Origin of the sequence: Nocardiopsis alborubida (assembly GCF_012396365.1) — a bacterium.
Lineage (GTDB): Bacteria > Actinomycetota > Actinomycetes > Streptosporangiales > Streptosporangiaceae > Nocardiopsis > Nocardiopsis alborubida.
In genome coordinates, this window is the sequence record NZ_JAAXPG010000005.1 from 40,991 (window position 1) to 54,130 (window position 13,140).

General features: G+C 73.2%; 13 protein-coding genes. 9 read left to right on the forward strand and 4 right to left on the reverse strand.

From position 1 onward, the window contains the following. Positions 1-57: 57 nt before the first annotated feature. Positions 58-924 (forward strand): N-acetyl-1-D-myo-inositol-2-amino-2-deoxy-alpha-D-glucopyranoside deacetylase, encoded by an 867-nt coding sequence (mshB, locus tag HGB44_RS06665; protein WP_231972551.1) that lies wholly within the window; start codon positions 58-60, stop codon positions 922-924. A gap of 37 nt (positions 925-961) precedes the next feature. Next, complete coding sequence (locus tag HGB44_RS06670; protein ID WP_061082209.1) at positions 962-1,462, forward strand: hypothetical protein; 501 nt, start codon at positions 962-964, stop codon at positions 1,460-1,462. 225 nt (positions 1,463-1,687) lie between these two features. Here the strand turns inward: HGB44_RS06670 and HGB44_RS06675 are convergent, their stop codons facing one another. From HGB44_RS06675 to HGB44_RS31830, 3 genes are all read right to left on the reverse strand, one after another. Further along, the gene (locus tag HGB44_RS06675) at positions 1,688-2,770 is read right to left on the reverse strand and encodes a site-2 protease family protein (protein ID WP_061082208.1); all 1,083 of its coding nucleotides are present in this window, start codon (positions 2,768-2,770) and stop codon (positions 1,688-1,690) included. Positions 2,771-3,004: 234 nt separating this feature from the next. Beyond that, on the reverse strand, positions 3,005-4,366 hold the full coding sequence (locus HGB44_RS06680; protein ID WP_061082207.1) for a hypothetical protein: 1,362 nt from the start codon (positions 4,364-4,366) through the stop codon (positions 3,005-3,007). A gap of 235 nt (positions 4,367-4,601) precedes the next feature. Further along, complete coding sequence (locus tag HGB44_RS31830; RefSeq protein ID WP_082768508.1) at positions 4,602-4,859, reverse strand: putative acetyltransferase; 258 nt, start codon at positions 4,857-4,859, stop codon at positions 4,602-4,604. A gap of 182 nt (positions 4,860-5,041) precedes the next feature. On the opposite strand from HGB44_RS31830, the gene fdxA reads away from it, so the two are divergent. Both fdxA and dapC read left to right on the forward strand, forming a co-directional pair. Beyond that, positions 5,042-5,362 carry a ferredoxin gene (gene fdxA, locus HGB44_RS06690; RefSeq protein ID WP_013154907.1) on the forward strand — a complete coding sequence of 107 codons (321 nt, stop codon included), beginning with the start codon at positions 5,042-5,044 and terminating at the stop codon, positions 5,360-5,362. Between the two features lie 210 nt (positions 5,363-5,572). Continuing rightward, the gene (gene dapC / locus HGB44_RS06695) at positions 5,573-6,679 is read left to right on the forward strand and encodes a succinyldiaminopimelate transaminase (protein ID WP_061082169.1); all 1,107 of its coding nucleotides are present in this window, start codon (positions 5,573-5,575) and stop codon (positions 6,677-6,679) included. Between the two features lie 285 nt (positions 6,680-6,964). Here the strand turns inward: dapC and HGB44_RS06700 are convergent, their stop codons facing one another. Then, the gene (locus HGB44_RS06700) at positions 6,965-7,846 is read right to left on the reverse strand and encodes a hypothetical protein (RefSeq protein ID WP_061082170.1); all 882 of its coding nucleotides are present in this window, start codon (positions 7,844-7,846) and stop codon (positions 6,965-6,967) included. Positions 7,847-8,033: 187 nt separating this feature from the next. Between HGB44_RS06700 and HGB44_RS06705 the strand changes: the two genes are divergently transcribed. From HGB44_RS06705 to HGB44_RS06725, 5 genes are all read left to right on the forward strand, one after another. After that, a complete protein-coding gene (locus HGB44_RS06705) occupies positions 8,034-8,870 on the forward strand; it encodes a 2,3,4,5-tetrahydropyridine-2,6-dicarboxylate N-succinyltransferase (protein ID WP_061082171.1) in 837 nt (278 codons plus the stop codon). 202 nt (positions 8,871-9,072) lie between these two features. Continuing rightward, positions 9,073-10,137, forward strand: a complete 1,065-nt coding sequence (gene dapE / locus HGB44_RS06710; protein WP_061082172.1) for a succinyl-diaminopimelate desuccinylase — start codon at positions 9,073-9,075, stop codon at positions 10,135-10,137. Between the two features lie 135 nt (positions 10,138-10,272). Continuing rightward, a complete protein-coding gene (locus tag HGB44_RS06715) occupies positions 10,273-11,058 on the forward strand; it encodes an LOG family protein (RefSeq protein WP_082768505.1) in 786 nt (261 codons plus the stop codon). Positions 11,059-11,130: 72 nt separating this feature from the next. Continuing rightward, positions 11,131-11,874: a hypothetical protein gene (locus tag HGB44_RS32820; protein WP_394327820.1), complete on the forward strand. Its 744-nt coding sequence runs from the start codon at positions 11,131-11,133 to the stop codon at positions 11,872-11,874. Positions 11,875-12,075: 201 nt separating this feature from the next. Further along, complete coding sequence (locus HGB44_RS06725) at positions 12,076-12,672, forward strand: hypothetical protein (RefSeq protein WP_061082174.1); 597 nt, start codon at positions 12,076-12,078, stop codon at positions 12,670-12,672. Positions 12,673-13,140: the final 468 nt, after the last annotated feature.

Genomic DNA, 13,140 nt, shown 5'->3' on the forward strand with positions numbered 1-13,140 from the left:
CCGTGGAGTGTGCGATGCGGGAGGTGGCGTGCGGATGCGACCGGTATCGTTCGCTACGTGACTGACAGGCGACTGATGATGGTGCACGCGCACCCCGACGACGAGAGCATCGTCACCGGAGCCACCCTGGCCAAGTACGCGGCCGAGGGGGCCGGTGTGACCCTGGTGACCTGCACGCTGGGGGAGGAGGGCGAGGTCATCCCCGAGGACCTCGCGCACCTGGCCTCCGACCGCGAGGGCACCCTCGGAGAGCACCGGATCGGCGAGCTGGACAAGGCCTGTCTGGCCCTCGGCGTCCGCGACCACCGCCTCCTGGGCGGACCCGGCCGCTACCGGGACTCGGGGATGATGGGCGCGCCGACCAACGAGCACCCCCGGGCGTTCTGGGGCGCGGACGTGGAGGAGGCCGCCGCGCTCCTGGCGGAGGTCATCCGCGAGGTCCGCCCGCACGTGCTGGTCAGCTACGACGAGCACGGCGGCTACGGCCACCCCGACCACATCCAGGCGCACAGGGTCGCCCGGCGGGCCTTCCTCCGGGCCGGGGAGCGGGCCGTGCCCGGCACGCCCTGGCAGGTCCGCAAGCTCTACGCGATCGCCCAGCCGGTCTCGCGCATCGAGGAGTCCATCGCGCGGCTGAGCGAGGAGTCCGGTTCCTTCACCCCGCCCGCCCGGGTGTCCGACATCGCCCGGGGCACCCCCGAGACGGCGGTGACCACCCGCGTGGACGCCAGCGACCACTGGGCGGCCAAGGCGCTCGCGATGCGCGCCCACTCCACCCAGATCACGGTGGAGGGCGAGCGCTTCGCCCTGTCCAACGGCATCGCCCAGGAGATCGACGCCGTGGAGTACTTCACCCTGCTGGCGGGGCCGACGCCGCGCACCCACCACGGCGGGTACGAGACCGACCTGTTCGCGGGGCTGTGACCGCGACCGGTGGTACCGAGCGTCTACCCTCGTCGCTGTGACCACCACACCTGAGACCGCCGCGCCCGCCGAGGGCGAGTCCTCCGCCGGGTTCCTGTCGCCGGTGCTGACCGGGACGACCTTCGTGGTCCTGCTGCTGCTCGGCGCCGCCGTGGGCATGCTCGGCACCACCGGCGCGGGCTGGCTGACCCTCTACTGGGGCGCGGGCGCGGCGGTCCGGGCCGCGAGCGCGGTCGGGCTGCTGGCCTTCCTGGCGCTGCTGTACGGCGCGTGCCGCCTGTGCGCGTGGGGCAGCCGCCGCACCTCGGGGGCGGTGGCCTTCGCGGTCGGTTACCTGGCCGCGCTGATAGGGACGGTCGGCTACATGCCCGGCGGCGACATCGTGCTCACGAACCACATCATGCACAACGCCTACCTCTTCGGGGTGATGCTGGTGCTGGTGGTCGCCGTGATCCGCAGCTGGTCCTTCGTCCCGCCGCCCGGTCCCCCGAGGGGCGAGGCGCCCGGGAGCGACGCGCGGTCCGCGGACGGGGGCTGACGGGGGACGCGGCCCTCCGAGCGGGCGCGGCCCTGGCGAGAGGGCTAGGACCGCGGCCCGAGAACCCGCCCCCGCGCCGTGATCTCGTACCCGTAGCGAGGTTCGAGCGCCGACATCGGCTACAAGTACAAGAAGCGTCACCCCAGGTCAGGGCCCTTGCGTCACACCAGCAACGGTTCCGGTCAGACCGGACCCGGAACCTGCCGGTGGACGCTGAGACGCGGGTCAGGCCCAGAACTGGAGGAGCAGCTCGCCGTAGAAGGCGACGCCGCTGAACACCGGATTGGGCAGCACCAGGTCGAACAGGCCGTACACCGCGTTCACCAGCAGGTCGTTCAGGCCGGGGAACCACAGGACCGCGAACACGGCCACCGAGCCGAACAGCGCGTTGACGCGGGCCGCGGTGACCCAGTCGCCGCGCTGCCAGGCGGCCAGCACCTCGAAGCCGTCCAGGCCGGGAACCGGCAGCAGGTTGATCACGGCGGCCGTCAGGTTCGCGAAGCACAGGAAGGCCATCGCCGAGATCGCCCAGTTGGTGGTGTCGTTGCCCGGGGGCACCAGGACGGACACGGTGATCGCGAACGCGGCGGACACCAGGAGGCTGGCCAGCGGTCCGGCGAGCGCCACCAGGACGCGGCGGCCCCGGGACGGGATGCGGTCCCAGTCCACGTAGGTGGGCGGACCGGTCATGCCGAAGGCGCCCAGGCCCAGGTAGGCCGAGGGCAGGACCAGCCCGGCGAAGGCCTGCCGGTAGGCGAACGGGTTGAGCCGCAGGTAGGCGCTGCCGCGCAGGGACCGGTCACCGGCCAGGTAGGCGGCGAGCGCGTGCGCGAACTCGTGGACGGCCAGGGAGACGATCCAGCCGAGCAGGATGAACACCGGCGGGACCAGCGGGGTGACGCTGGTGCCCTCGGCGACCCACTCCAGCTCCGCGGCGGTCCACGACAGCCAGCCCGCGAACCCCGCCAGGCCCAGTAGCAGCACGAACACCGGGCTGGGCAGGAAGTCCGCCCAGCTCTCGGGGCGCGGGGCGGCGGGGCCGCCCCCGGAGGCGGCGTCCTCGGAGGCGGCGTCCCCGGAGGCGTCCGGCCGCACGGGCGAGGGGTCTGAGGCCTTCGTCCTCACGGTGTCCCGTGATCGGGAGCCGGTACCGGAGCCCTCGACGCTGCCGGGGCCGTCGGTGTCCTCCTCCAGGTCCGGCCGGTTGAGGGCGTCCTCGGGCATCTGCTCCCACGGGTCGGCGACTGCCCCGCCGGCCTCGGGCACGTCGGTCGTCTCCGCCTTGCGCGGCGGCTCGGGCGAGGGCATGGTGCTCCTGCTGGTCTCGGGTGGTTCGCGCTCCAGGTTAGGCCCTGACCGGCACCCGTGCGCAGCGGGTGGCCGATGAGGGGCGCAGCCGGAAGGCGGGGTTCCCCCGCACGCGGGCCCCGGGCGCCGAACGCGGCTCCCGGCCGCGCCGCGACCGCCCGTCGCACCACGCCTGCCGGTCACGCCACGGTCTCACCGGGGGCACCGGAACCCCGGCCGCAGCACGTGTGCCGGTCACACCACGGCCCGGGGAGCCACCGCCGACTGGTGCAGGCAGGCGATCGCGAACGCCCGCCCCGGGGCGGTCAGCTCCCGGCGCCCGGCACCGTCGTCGTCGGTGAGCAGGCCCAGGGTCTCCAGCAGCCAGCTCACCGCCATCACCAGCGCGCGCACCTGGTCCGAGGCGGCCTCCGCGGTGCGCCGGTGCGACGCGGCGTGCCTGCCCGAGGGTGCCGGAGGCTCCACCGGCACCCACCCCGACTCGGTCAGCGCCCTCTCGGCCGCCTCCACGTCCGACTCGCCGCGCCGCGCGTGTGAGCCGCTGCCCTGCGGAGTACGCGCCAGCAGCATGCCCAGCAGCGTCTCCGCCGCGGCCTGGTCCAGCCCCCCGGTACGGCACAGGGTCTCGGTGGCCGCCTGCCACAGCGCCTCGGGATCCTCCCGCAGTTGGCGCCCGCGCCGCGTCAGGACCAGGCGGCGGCCCGACCGGCGCACCGCGCGCATCCCCCGCAGAGCCTGGTGCAGGGCGATCAGCTGGGTGGCGTCGGTCTCGCTGCGAGGCGGCTCGGGTGTGGTCCGCCAGCCGAAGTCCTCGCACATCTGGCGCACCACGCCCGGCGAGATGTAACCGATCTGGGTGAGCGCGATCCCCTCCGCGGCCAGGTCCAGCAGCCGCTGGAGCGGCGCCATCGCGGCCTCGGCGCCGCGCGGCACGTCGGCGCCCGCGATGATCTGGCCCACCAGCGGCCACAGGCGCTGGCGGTGCGGATGCGCGGACGAGCTCAGCCAGGCCCGCACCCGCTCCTCGCGTATCCGGTCCAGGTGGCTCAGCCCCCGGTTGTCCGGCTGGGTGAGGAACGACCGCGCGAACCGCTCCTGGGCGGGCCGCCACCCGCGCTTGCCGGGGCGCACGTCGCCCAGGGTGATCGCCAGCTCCAGCGCCGACGCGGTCTCGTCGCGGGCCACGATCTCGGCGTCGCCGACCGCCGTCCCCCAGGTCAGCTCGGGCAGGTCCGGCGGCTCCACGCCCGACTCCCACATGAGCCGCTCGTACATCGCCAGGCCCGCTGCGTGGTCCCCGCTGTAGACGGTGAGCAGGGTCGCGGTCTCCGGCGCCGAGCAGATCTGCGCGTACCGGTGCAGCTGGAGGAGGGCGAAGAGGTTGCCGAGGGCGCGGACCGCGAACAGCTGGTCCTCGGCGGAGTCGTGGAAGCGGACCGGTAGCTCGAACCAGCAGAACCGCTGGACGGCGTGCTGGTTGAGCCTCTCGATCTCCTGCTCCGGAGCGAGCGTGTCCAGGGCCGACCGGGCCATGTCGGCCGCCCGCTCGTCCCGGCGTGCCAGCTCGGCGAGGGCGGACGCTACTGCTTCGCGCATGACGGGCGCTCACCACCTCCCCGCGTACCGGCGCCCGTTCCGCGTGGATGTGCCGCCGGGGGGCGCGATGCTTCGTTGTCGGTTCCTCGGCGGGCTGGCTGGACCCGCTGCGGAACTGTGCGTTTTCTACCCCGCAGGGCCCGAAGAATGCCACTGTCCAGGCGCGACATGTGCGCCCCGCGACGCCCGCCGGGCGGACGCCGCCTCACTTCGTGGAACCCGGAACGCACGGGGTTCAGGGCGTTCGCGGCGGGTTTCCGCCACGGCGGCGAGGGGGTACGGGGGGAACGACCCGGCTCGCGGCGATCGTCGGCTCGGCGACCTCCACCGCGGAGCCGTCACGGCGGCGCACGGTGAGGACACCGTCGTCCCAGGACTCCACGACACCGACGATATCGGTGAACCCTCCCTCGGGGAGGCGTATTCGTACAGAGACTCGCCGACCGATGTCCTCAGGAGAGATCCTGTGGACCAGACGTCCTCCCATGTGCAAGGAAATGCCCCCCGATTGTGCGCTGGGTGTTCTCCGCCGTCATACTAGGAGTACGACATCTGTGCCAATTGCTTGCAGAGCCCGGGAACAGGGGCAGGGCGCCCGCACGTCGGTCCCGGCCCGGGGTCTGCGAAGATCCCCGCCTCCCCCGTGGGACGCGGGGGTGAGACAAGGAGTACGACGTGACCTACGTCATCGCGCAGCCCTGTGTTGATGTACTGGACAAGGCGTGCATTGACGAGTGCCCCGTGGACTGCATCTACGAGGGCGACCGCATGCTCTATATCCACCCGGACGAGTGCGTTGACTGCGGTGCGTGTGAGCCGGTCTGCCCGGTGGAGGCCATCTACTACGAGGACGACCTCCCCGAGCAGTGGTCCGACTTCTACAAGGCCAACGTCGACTTCTTCGACGACCTGGGCTCCCCGGGCGGCGCCTCCAAGGTCGGCAAGATCGACCGCGACCACCCGCTCGTGGCCAAGCTGCCGCCGCAGGCCGAGTAGCCCGGCGGCGCGCCGGGCGGGCCCCGGTGCTCCGAGGCCGGGGAGGACACCCGCGGCACCCCTATGGCGCAGAGGGTGCGCGGCCTCGCGCGGCCCGGCGCGGACGACGTGTCGCGCCGACCCCCGTGACGGGGGTCGGCGCGATTCCTGTGTGACGTGTGGCCCTGTGTGACCTGTGGCAACAGACCCGACCTGGATGGAGTAAGTGCGATGGCCGAGCGGCGACCCGTGGCGAAGCGGCTCCCGACCTTCCCGTGGGACCGGCTGGCACCGTACAAGCGCAGGGCCGCCGAGCACCCCGACGGCATCGTCGACCTGTCCGTCGGCACCCCCGTCGACCCGGTGCCCTCCCTCCTGCGCAAGGCCCTCGCCGACGCCGCCGACGCGCCCGGATACCCCCAGACCTGGGGCACCCCCGCGCTGCGCGCCTCCGTCGCGGGCTGGCTGGAGCGCCGCCACGGCGTGCGCGTCCCCGAGGGCGCGGTCCTGCCCACCGTGGGCTCCAAGGAACTCGTGGCCTGGCTGCCCTCGCTCCTGGGCCTGGGCGCGGGCGACACGGTCGTCCACCCCGAGCTGGCCTACCCCACCTACGACATCGGCGCGCGCGTGGCCGGGGCCACCCCGGTGGCCTCCGACGGCCTGACCTCACTCGGCCCCGCCCCCGTCGGACTGGTGTGGGTGAACTCGCCGAGCAACCCGACCGGCCGGGTCCTGGGCACCGCGCACCTGCGCAAGGTGGTGGAGTGGGCCCGCGAGCGAGGCGCGATCGTGGCCTCCGACGAGTGCTACCTCGACCTGGGCTGGGACGGCGCCGAACCGGTGTCCATCCTGCACCCGGACGTGTGCGGCGGCTCCCACGACAACCTGCTGGCCGTGCACTCGCTGTCCAAGCGCTCCAACCTGGCCGGGTACCGCGCGGCCTTCGTCACCGGTGACCCCGCGCTGGTCGAGGAGCTGCTGGCGGTGCGCAAGCACGCCGGGATGATCGTCCCCGCGCCCGTCCAGGCGGCCATGAGCGCCGCCCTGGACGACGACGCGCACGCCGCCGAGCAGAAGGAGCGCTACCGCTCCCGCCGCGCCAGGCTGCGCGAGGCCCTGGAGGGCGCGGGCTGGCGCATCGAGCACTCCGACGCCGGGCTGTACCTGTGGGCCGGCCACCCCGACCACGACGCCTGGGGCGCGGTGGCCCACCTCGCCGAGCGCGGTGTGCTGGTCGCCCCCGGGGACTTCTACGGCAGGGCGGGCGCCGGACACGTGCGCGTGGCGTTCACCGCGACCGACGAACGGGTCGAGGCCGCGGCCAAGCGCCTGGCCTGAGGCGGGGCCGCCGTCCGGGCGGGGCCGCCGCCGGTTGTCCACAGGCGGGCGGAGCCGGTGGCCGCCGCGTACCGGAGTGTGGTCCCCTTGTCGTATCGGGGGCCCGCACGCCCTGGTGCCGTGTGGCGTGCCCGGCCGTTCGGGAGCACGGGACCACCGGCACACGGGTCCACCGGCGCGCGGGGCCGGTTCCCGAACCGGTAAGCGAACCGGCCCGGAAACGGGCCCGCGAACCGTCCCGGACCACCGGGCCACTCCAGTGCCCGGGTCATTCCGGGGTCCGGGTCACTCCAGGACCAGGCCGCCCCCGGTGTCGCCCCCGCCGGCCGCCGCCCAGTCCTCGGCGTCGTCCGTGCCGTCCGAGGCCCGCCACCGCTGGCCGTCGTAGGACACCGACGTCAGCCCGTACTCCTCGGCGTGGGCCACCGCCCACAGGGCCATCGACCAGCCCAGGTCGCCGGTCCGCGGCTCCTCGTCCCCCTCCAGCGGCAGGTCCGCCGGGTCGGTGCCGAACACCCGCTCCATCTCCTCCAGGGCGGCGTCGGTGTCCGCCTCCCCGGACCGCAGGTCCTCCAGCCCCTCGGCGCCGTACCAGCACGTCAGCGCGGCCCCCTGCATGCCGGTGAAGACCTCGGCCATCCGCGTGGACAGGCGCTCGTGCTGGTCGTAGGCGTAGCCGTCGGCGCTGCGCTGCACCGCCTGGGCCGCCTCGTAGACCGGGATGGACCTCCAGCCCTCCACCTCCACCAGCTCCTCGTAGAACGAGCTGCTGGCGTACACCGGGTCGAGGATCTGCTCCGGGTCGCCCCACTCCTGCGATGGCCGCTGCTGGAACAGCCCCAGGGAGTCCCGGTCGCCGTACTCCACGTTGTAGAACGCCGACTCCTGCCACACCGTCGCGAAGGCGATCGTCACGGCCTCCGGGGGCAGGTCCTGGCCGAACGCCACGCCTCCCACGGTGGCCGCGCTCGCGGCCTGCTCGCCCTCCATCGAGTACCGGCCGTCGGACAGGGTCAGGCGGCAGCCGGGCTCGGGCGGGGGAGTGGTGTCGATCGGCTCGAACGTGGTCAGCACGTAGTAGGCCCCGGCGACGAGCGTGCCGCAGACGAGGACCAGGGAGAGCAGGATCTTGACGAAGGCGGAGAGCCTCCGGCGCTTACTGGGCACGGGCGAACCAAGGGTCGGCGACAGGTGGGCGCGCCGCACCGGGAGGAGGCGCCGCGCGGGGGCGCACGCGGCGCCACCGCCGCATTGTAGCCGCCGTCACGGCGGCGGGCGGGCCGTGCCGGAGGTGACGGCCGCCTCGGGGAGGGGGTGCCCCCGCACCCGGCGCGAGCGGCTAACGTGTGTGCACATGACCAGCTCGTACTCCAGCCCGCTGCCCGACCGGATCGACGAACTCTGGGAGAGCCGCGCCGAGCTCACGCCCGGCCACACCGAGGCCCGTGAGACCATCATCGGCGCGATCGACCAGATCGACGAGGGCAAGGCCCGCGTGGCCTTCGTCGACCCCTCCACCGACGAGGTCGTGGTCGACGAGCGCGCCAAGCGCTCCATCCTCCTCGGCTTCAAGGTCCTGGAGATGAAGGAGTCGCACGTCGGCGACTTCTACCACCACGACCGCATGCCGCTCAAGACCCGCTTCGACGGCGTCCGCGTCGTCGCCGGGGCGATCGCCCGCTGGGGCTCCTACCTCGCCCCCGGCGTCGTCCTGATGCCGTCCTTCACCAACATCGGCGCCCACGTCGGCTCCGGCACCATGGTCGACACCTGGGCCACGGTCGGCTCCTGCGCCCAGGTCGGCGAGAACGTCCACCTGTCCGGCGGCGTCGGTGTCGGCGGCGTCCTCGAACCGCCGCAGGCCTCCCCGGTGGTCATCGAGGACGACGCCTTCCTCGGCTCCCGCAGCATGGTCGTCGAGGGCGCCCGCGTGCGCAAGGGCGCCAAGCTCGGCGCGGGCACCATCCTCACCTCCTCCACCCGCGTGTTCGACGCCGAGACCGGCGAGGAGCTCCCGCGCGGCGAGGCCCCGGCCTGGTCGGTGTGCGTCACCGCCAACCGCGCCAAGAGCTTCCCCGGCGGCGACTTCGGCATGCCGGTGCTGCTCGTGCTCAAGCGCCTGAAGGAGGGGCAGGAGCACGACAAGCTGGCGCTCAACGACCTGCTCCGCGAGCACGGCGTCAACGCCTGACCCCCTCGCACCTCCTCCGGGGCGCACCTCCGCACAGGGGGGCGCCCCGGCCGTGTCCGCGGGGCGGGTTCGGGTCGGGTCCCCGGCTGCCCCAGACTGGGGGGCGGCAGCCGCCCCGGACCGGGGGCGCGGCTACGCCGGAGCGGGGGTGCGGACTCCCCCGGCCCAACAGCTACCCAACCTCACCGAAACGGGGCGACACATGCTGGACCTGACCTCGGACGCCGCGGCCCTGACCGCAGCCCTCGTGGACATCCGATCCGAGAGCGGCGACGAGAAGGTCCTCGCCGACGCCGTCGAGGGCGCCCTGTCGGCCCTGCCCCACCTGCGCGTCCACCGCGACGGCGACGCCGTCGTCGCCCGCACGGACCTGGGCCGCCCCCGCCGCGTCGTCATCGCCGGGCACATCGACACCGTCCCCATCGTCGACAACGTGCCCTCCCGCGTCGTCGGCGACCGCCTCTACGGGTGCGGCACCTCGGACATGAAGGCCGGTGTCGCCGTCCAGCTCAGGCTGGCCGCCCTGGTCACCGAGCCCGTGCACGACGTCACCTACGTCTTCTACGACAACGAGGAGGTCGACGCCTCCCGCAACGGCCTGCTCCGCCTGGCCCGCAACCACCCCGAGTGGCTGGCGGGGGACTTCGCGGTCCTCATGGAGCCCACCGACGGTGTCATCGAGGGCGGTTGCCAGGGCACCATGCGGGTGGAGGTCACCACCCGGGGCAAGCGCGCCCACAGCGCCCGCTCGTGGATGGGCGTGAACGCCATCCACGGCGCCGGAGCCGTCCTGGACGTCCTGCGCGCCTACACCCCGCGCGAACCCGAGGTGGAGGGGCTGCGCTTCCACGAGGGCCTCAACGCCGTGGCCATCGAGGGCGGGGTCGCGGGCAACGTCATCCCCGACGCGTGCGTGGTCAGGGTCAACTACCGCTTCGCCCCCGACCTGTCCGTCGCCGACGCCGAGGCGCACCTGCGCGAGGTCTTCGACGGGTTCGAGGTCGAGGTGGTCGACGCCGCCGCCCCCGCCCGGCCCGGGCTGGACGAGCCCTCGGCCGCGGCGTTCGTCACCGCGGTGGGGGAGGGCAGCGCCCGGGCCAAGCTCGGCTGGACCGACGTCTCCCGCTTCTCCGAGCTGGGCGTGCCCGCCGTCAACTACGGCCCCGGCGACCCGATGCTCGCCCACACCAAGGACGAGTACGCCGGGATCCCCCGGATCCACGAGGCCGAGGAGCGCATGGTCGCCTGGTTGTCGGGCACCCGCTGAACCCCGCCGCGCCCCGGTCGGCGGGTCCGTGACCAGTCCGGACACCGGCCGGGGCGGCGAAAAGGCCGTTTGTGGCCACCCCCGTGAAACGTGTGATTCACGTGTGAGCCGGTTCCACGCGGATAGCTTTACGTCATGACGGAAGAAGAAGAGACCGTGCGACGCGCAGGGCCCCTCACCTACCGGGGCGACTCCATCCCCAACACCACCACCGACCAGCGCCTCCTCGACCAGCGGGGCCCCACGGACTGGGTGCACACCGACCCGTGGCGGGTGCTGCGCATCCAGTCGGAGTTCGTGGAGGGCTTCGGGCTGCTCTCGGAGCTGCCCTCGGCGGTGAGCGTGTTCGGCTCGGCCCGCCTGCGGCCCGGGAACCGCTACTACGACATCGGCGTCCAGATGGGCGCCAAGCTGGCGGAGGCCGGGTACGCCACCATCACCGGCGGCGGGCCGGGGATGATGGAGGCGGTCAACAAGGGCGCCCAGCAGGCGGGCGGGCTGTCCGTCGGGCTCGGCATCGAGCTGCCGTTCGAGCAGACGCTCAACGACTACGTCGACATCGGGGTGACCTTCCGGTACTTCTTCGTCCGCAAGACGATGTTCGTGAAGTACTCCCAGGCGTTCGTGGTCCTGCCCGGGGGCTTCGGCACCCTGGACGAGCTGTTCGAGGCGGCCACCCTCGTGCAGACCAACAAGGTCACCCGCTTCCCGATCGTCCTGGTCGGCACCGAGTTCTGGGGCGGGATGCGGGACTGGATCCGCTCCAGCCTCATGGAGAACCAGCTCATCAAGTCGCACGACATGGAGCTGGTCCAGGTGACCGACGACCTCGACGAGGTGGTCGACATCATCCGCAAGTCCCACCTGGACATCACCCGCCAGCACGAGCAGTCGGAGGAGCACCCCGGCCCGGAGCAGTAACGGCCCGCGGCCGGTGGACGGAGCGGCGCACGGCAGGGGCGGCGGGGAGCGGCGTGTGGCACGATCGTGTCCGTGCCTGTTCTCATCATGGTCCTCGTCGCCGCCGCCGCGCTCTCCGTCCTCGTGGGAGTCGTCTACGTCGTGCTGGGCAAGGGCGGCCAGCTCGCCCGCTTCGAGGCCGACCACCCCCCGCTCGCCCTGCCCGAAGACCGGCCCGTCAAGGCGTTCGACCTGGGCCGCCTGATGCTGCCCCTGGCCATGTGGGGTTACCACGTGCGCGCCGTGGACGAGCTCCTGCTGCGCCTCACCGCCACGCTGCGCGAGCGCGAGGAGCACATCCAGGACCTGGAGTGGCGCCTGTCGCGCCTGGACCCCTCCTACGTTCCGGAGGGCACCGGACCGATCCCCGGGGCGCACCTGCCCGGTGACGCCTACGCCCCCGAGCAGAGCGCGTACGGCCCCGCCAGGGCGGGGAGCACCGCGCTCGGGGGCTTCGGCAGCGGTGCCTTCCGGCCCGGAGCCGCGGCCGGACCGGCGGACTCCGCCGTCTGGAGTTCCGCGCCCGCCGGGGCCACTGGGACCACCGCGCCCACCGAGGCCATCGAGGACTCCGAGGGCGCGGAGAACCAGGAGACCGAGGAGAAGCCAGAGAACGCGGAGAACACCGCGCTTTCGGAGGTCTCCGGAAGCCCTGAGCCCTCAGAGGCTCCTGGGTCCGCCCGGAATCCCGAGTCCGCCGAAGGCCCTGAGCCCGACCGGAGCTCCGGGGCCGCGGACGTCTCCGGCGACTCCCCGTCCCGCGGCGACGAGCGCTGACCTCGCACCCAAACCTGTGGCGCGGGTCACGATCGGCGGTACCTTCCTGACCTGGCGTTCGCCTCCGCCTATGCCGTGCATCACACTCCCCGCGCGGTTATCGGGCGAAACCTGCGGGTTCCGGTGCTCTATCCTCGGTCGCTGTATCCGCGTTCCCCCCGCTCCGCCGGAGCGGGTGCATCACCGTTGAGGATGGCGAGGATGGACACAGCAGCCGAACTGGAGTCGGGAGCCGACGACCGGCGCGAAGGGCCCGCTTCCTCCGTGACAGCCGCCTCTCCCGTGCAACAGCTGTCCCTGTGGCCGCCGCCCAGGTCGACCCGGCACAGCGGCAGGCGCCGCCGCCAGTTCACCGTTCTGGGCGCGGTCGCACTGGCCGTCCTCCTGATCGGCGGAGGGGCCACCGCGTGGGCCCTGCTGGCCGACGGCGAGGAGACACCGCAGGAGGCCGCGGCCCCGGCGGAGGCGTTCGTCGGCTCCTGGGCGGGCGAGATGGTCCAGGTGAACACCGAGGGCCAGCACGTCGCCGACTGGCACGCCGAGGTGCGGATCGAGGAGGGCGCCGAACGCGGCAGCACCGCCTGGACGACCTTCACCTGCTCGGGGACGCTCGTGCTGTCCGCGGGTGACAACGACCGGCGCGTCTACGCCTACACCGAGACCGCCGACCCCGAGGACCGCTGCGTCGACGAGGCCGAACTGACCCTGTCGCCCGTCGCGGACGGCGGACTGAGGGCGGAGTGGTCCTCGATCACCGACGAGGGCACCCGGATGACATCGACGGGCCCTCTGAGCTGATCCGGTCGTCCGGATCACCGCCCGCTCCGGGCGCTGATCCGACCGCCGGGAGGCGGTACCGTCCCGGAGCCGTCCGACCGCGACTCCGGGGGAGACGGGTTCCCGCTGGGGACGAAAGCCCAGGTCGGAGTTGTTGTTCAGGTGTCGCCGGACTTTCGGGTCCGGCCCGCCGCCCCGGGTGCGGGCCCGCGCGGATCCCCGTGCGCTCACCAGGTTTCGGCCAGTACCGATATAACCTTACTGACCGACGTTTCCTCGCTGGTGGAAACCGCCGGAGGCGGCCCGGCCGCCCACTGGCGCACACACGGGGGCCAACCTCCGAGATAATGGTCGAAGAGTGATTCACGTCCCTTAAGCCACACGGGCGCGAGTCACGCGGAACCGGCCCACGGCTCCGGAGCCGAGACGGCCCAAGCGGATCGGCGCCGGTGCTGTGGGTCGGCCCCGGATCACCCGCGAGGAACACCT

Excerpts from the sequence above, each read along its gene's own strand:
- HGB44_RS06675 (WP_061082208.1), bottom strand. The coding sequence starts at position 2,770 with ATGCCCTCGCCCGAGCCGCCGCGCAAGGCGGAGACGACCGACGTGCCC.
- HGB44_RS06680 (WP_061082207.1), bottom strand. The coding sequence starts at position 4,366 with ATGCGCGAAGCAGTAGCGTCCGCCCTCGCCGAGCTGGCACGCCGGGAC.
- dapC (WP_061082169.1), top strand. The coding sequence starts at position 5,573 with ATGGCCGAGCGGCGACCCGTGGCGAAGCGGCTCCCGACCTTCCCGTGG.
- HGB44_RS06705 (WP_061082171.1), top strand. The coding sequence starts at position 8,034 with ATGACCAGCTCGTACTCCAGCCCGCTGCCCGACCGGATCGACGAACTC.
- dapE (WP_061082172.1), top strand. The coding sequence starts at position 9,073 with ATGCTGGACCTGACCTCGGACGCCGCGGCCCTGACCGCAGCCCTCGTG.
- HGB44_RS06715 (WP_082768505.1), top strand. The coding sequence starts at position 10,273 with ATGACGGAAGAAGAAGAGACCGTGCGACGCGCAGGGCCCCTCACCTAC.
- HGB44_RS06725 (WP_061082174.1), top strand. The coding sequence starts at position 12,076 with ATGGACACAGCAGCCGAACTGGAGTCGGGAGCCGACGACCGGCGCGAA.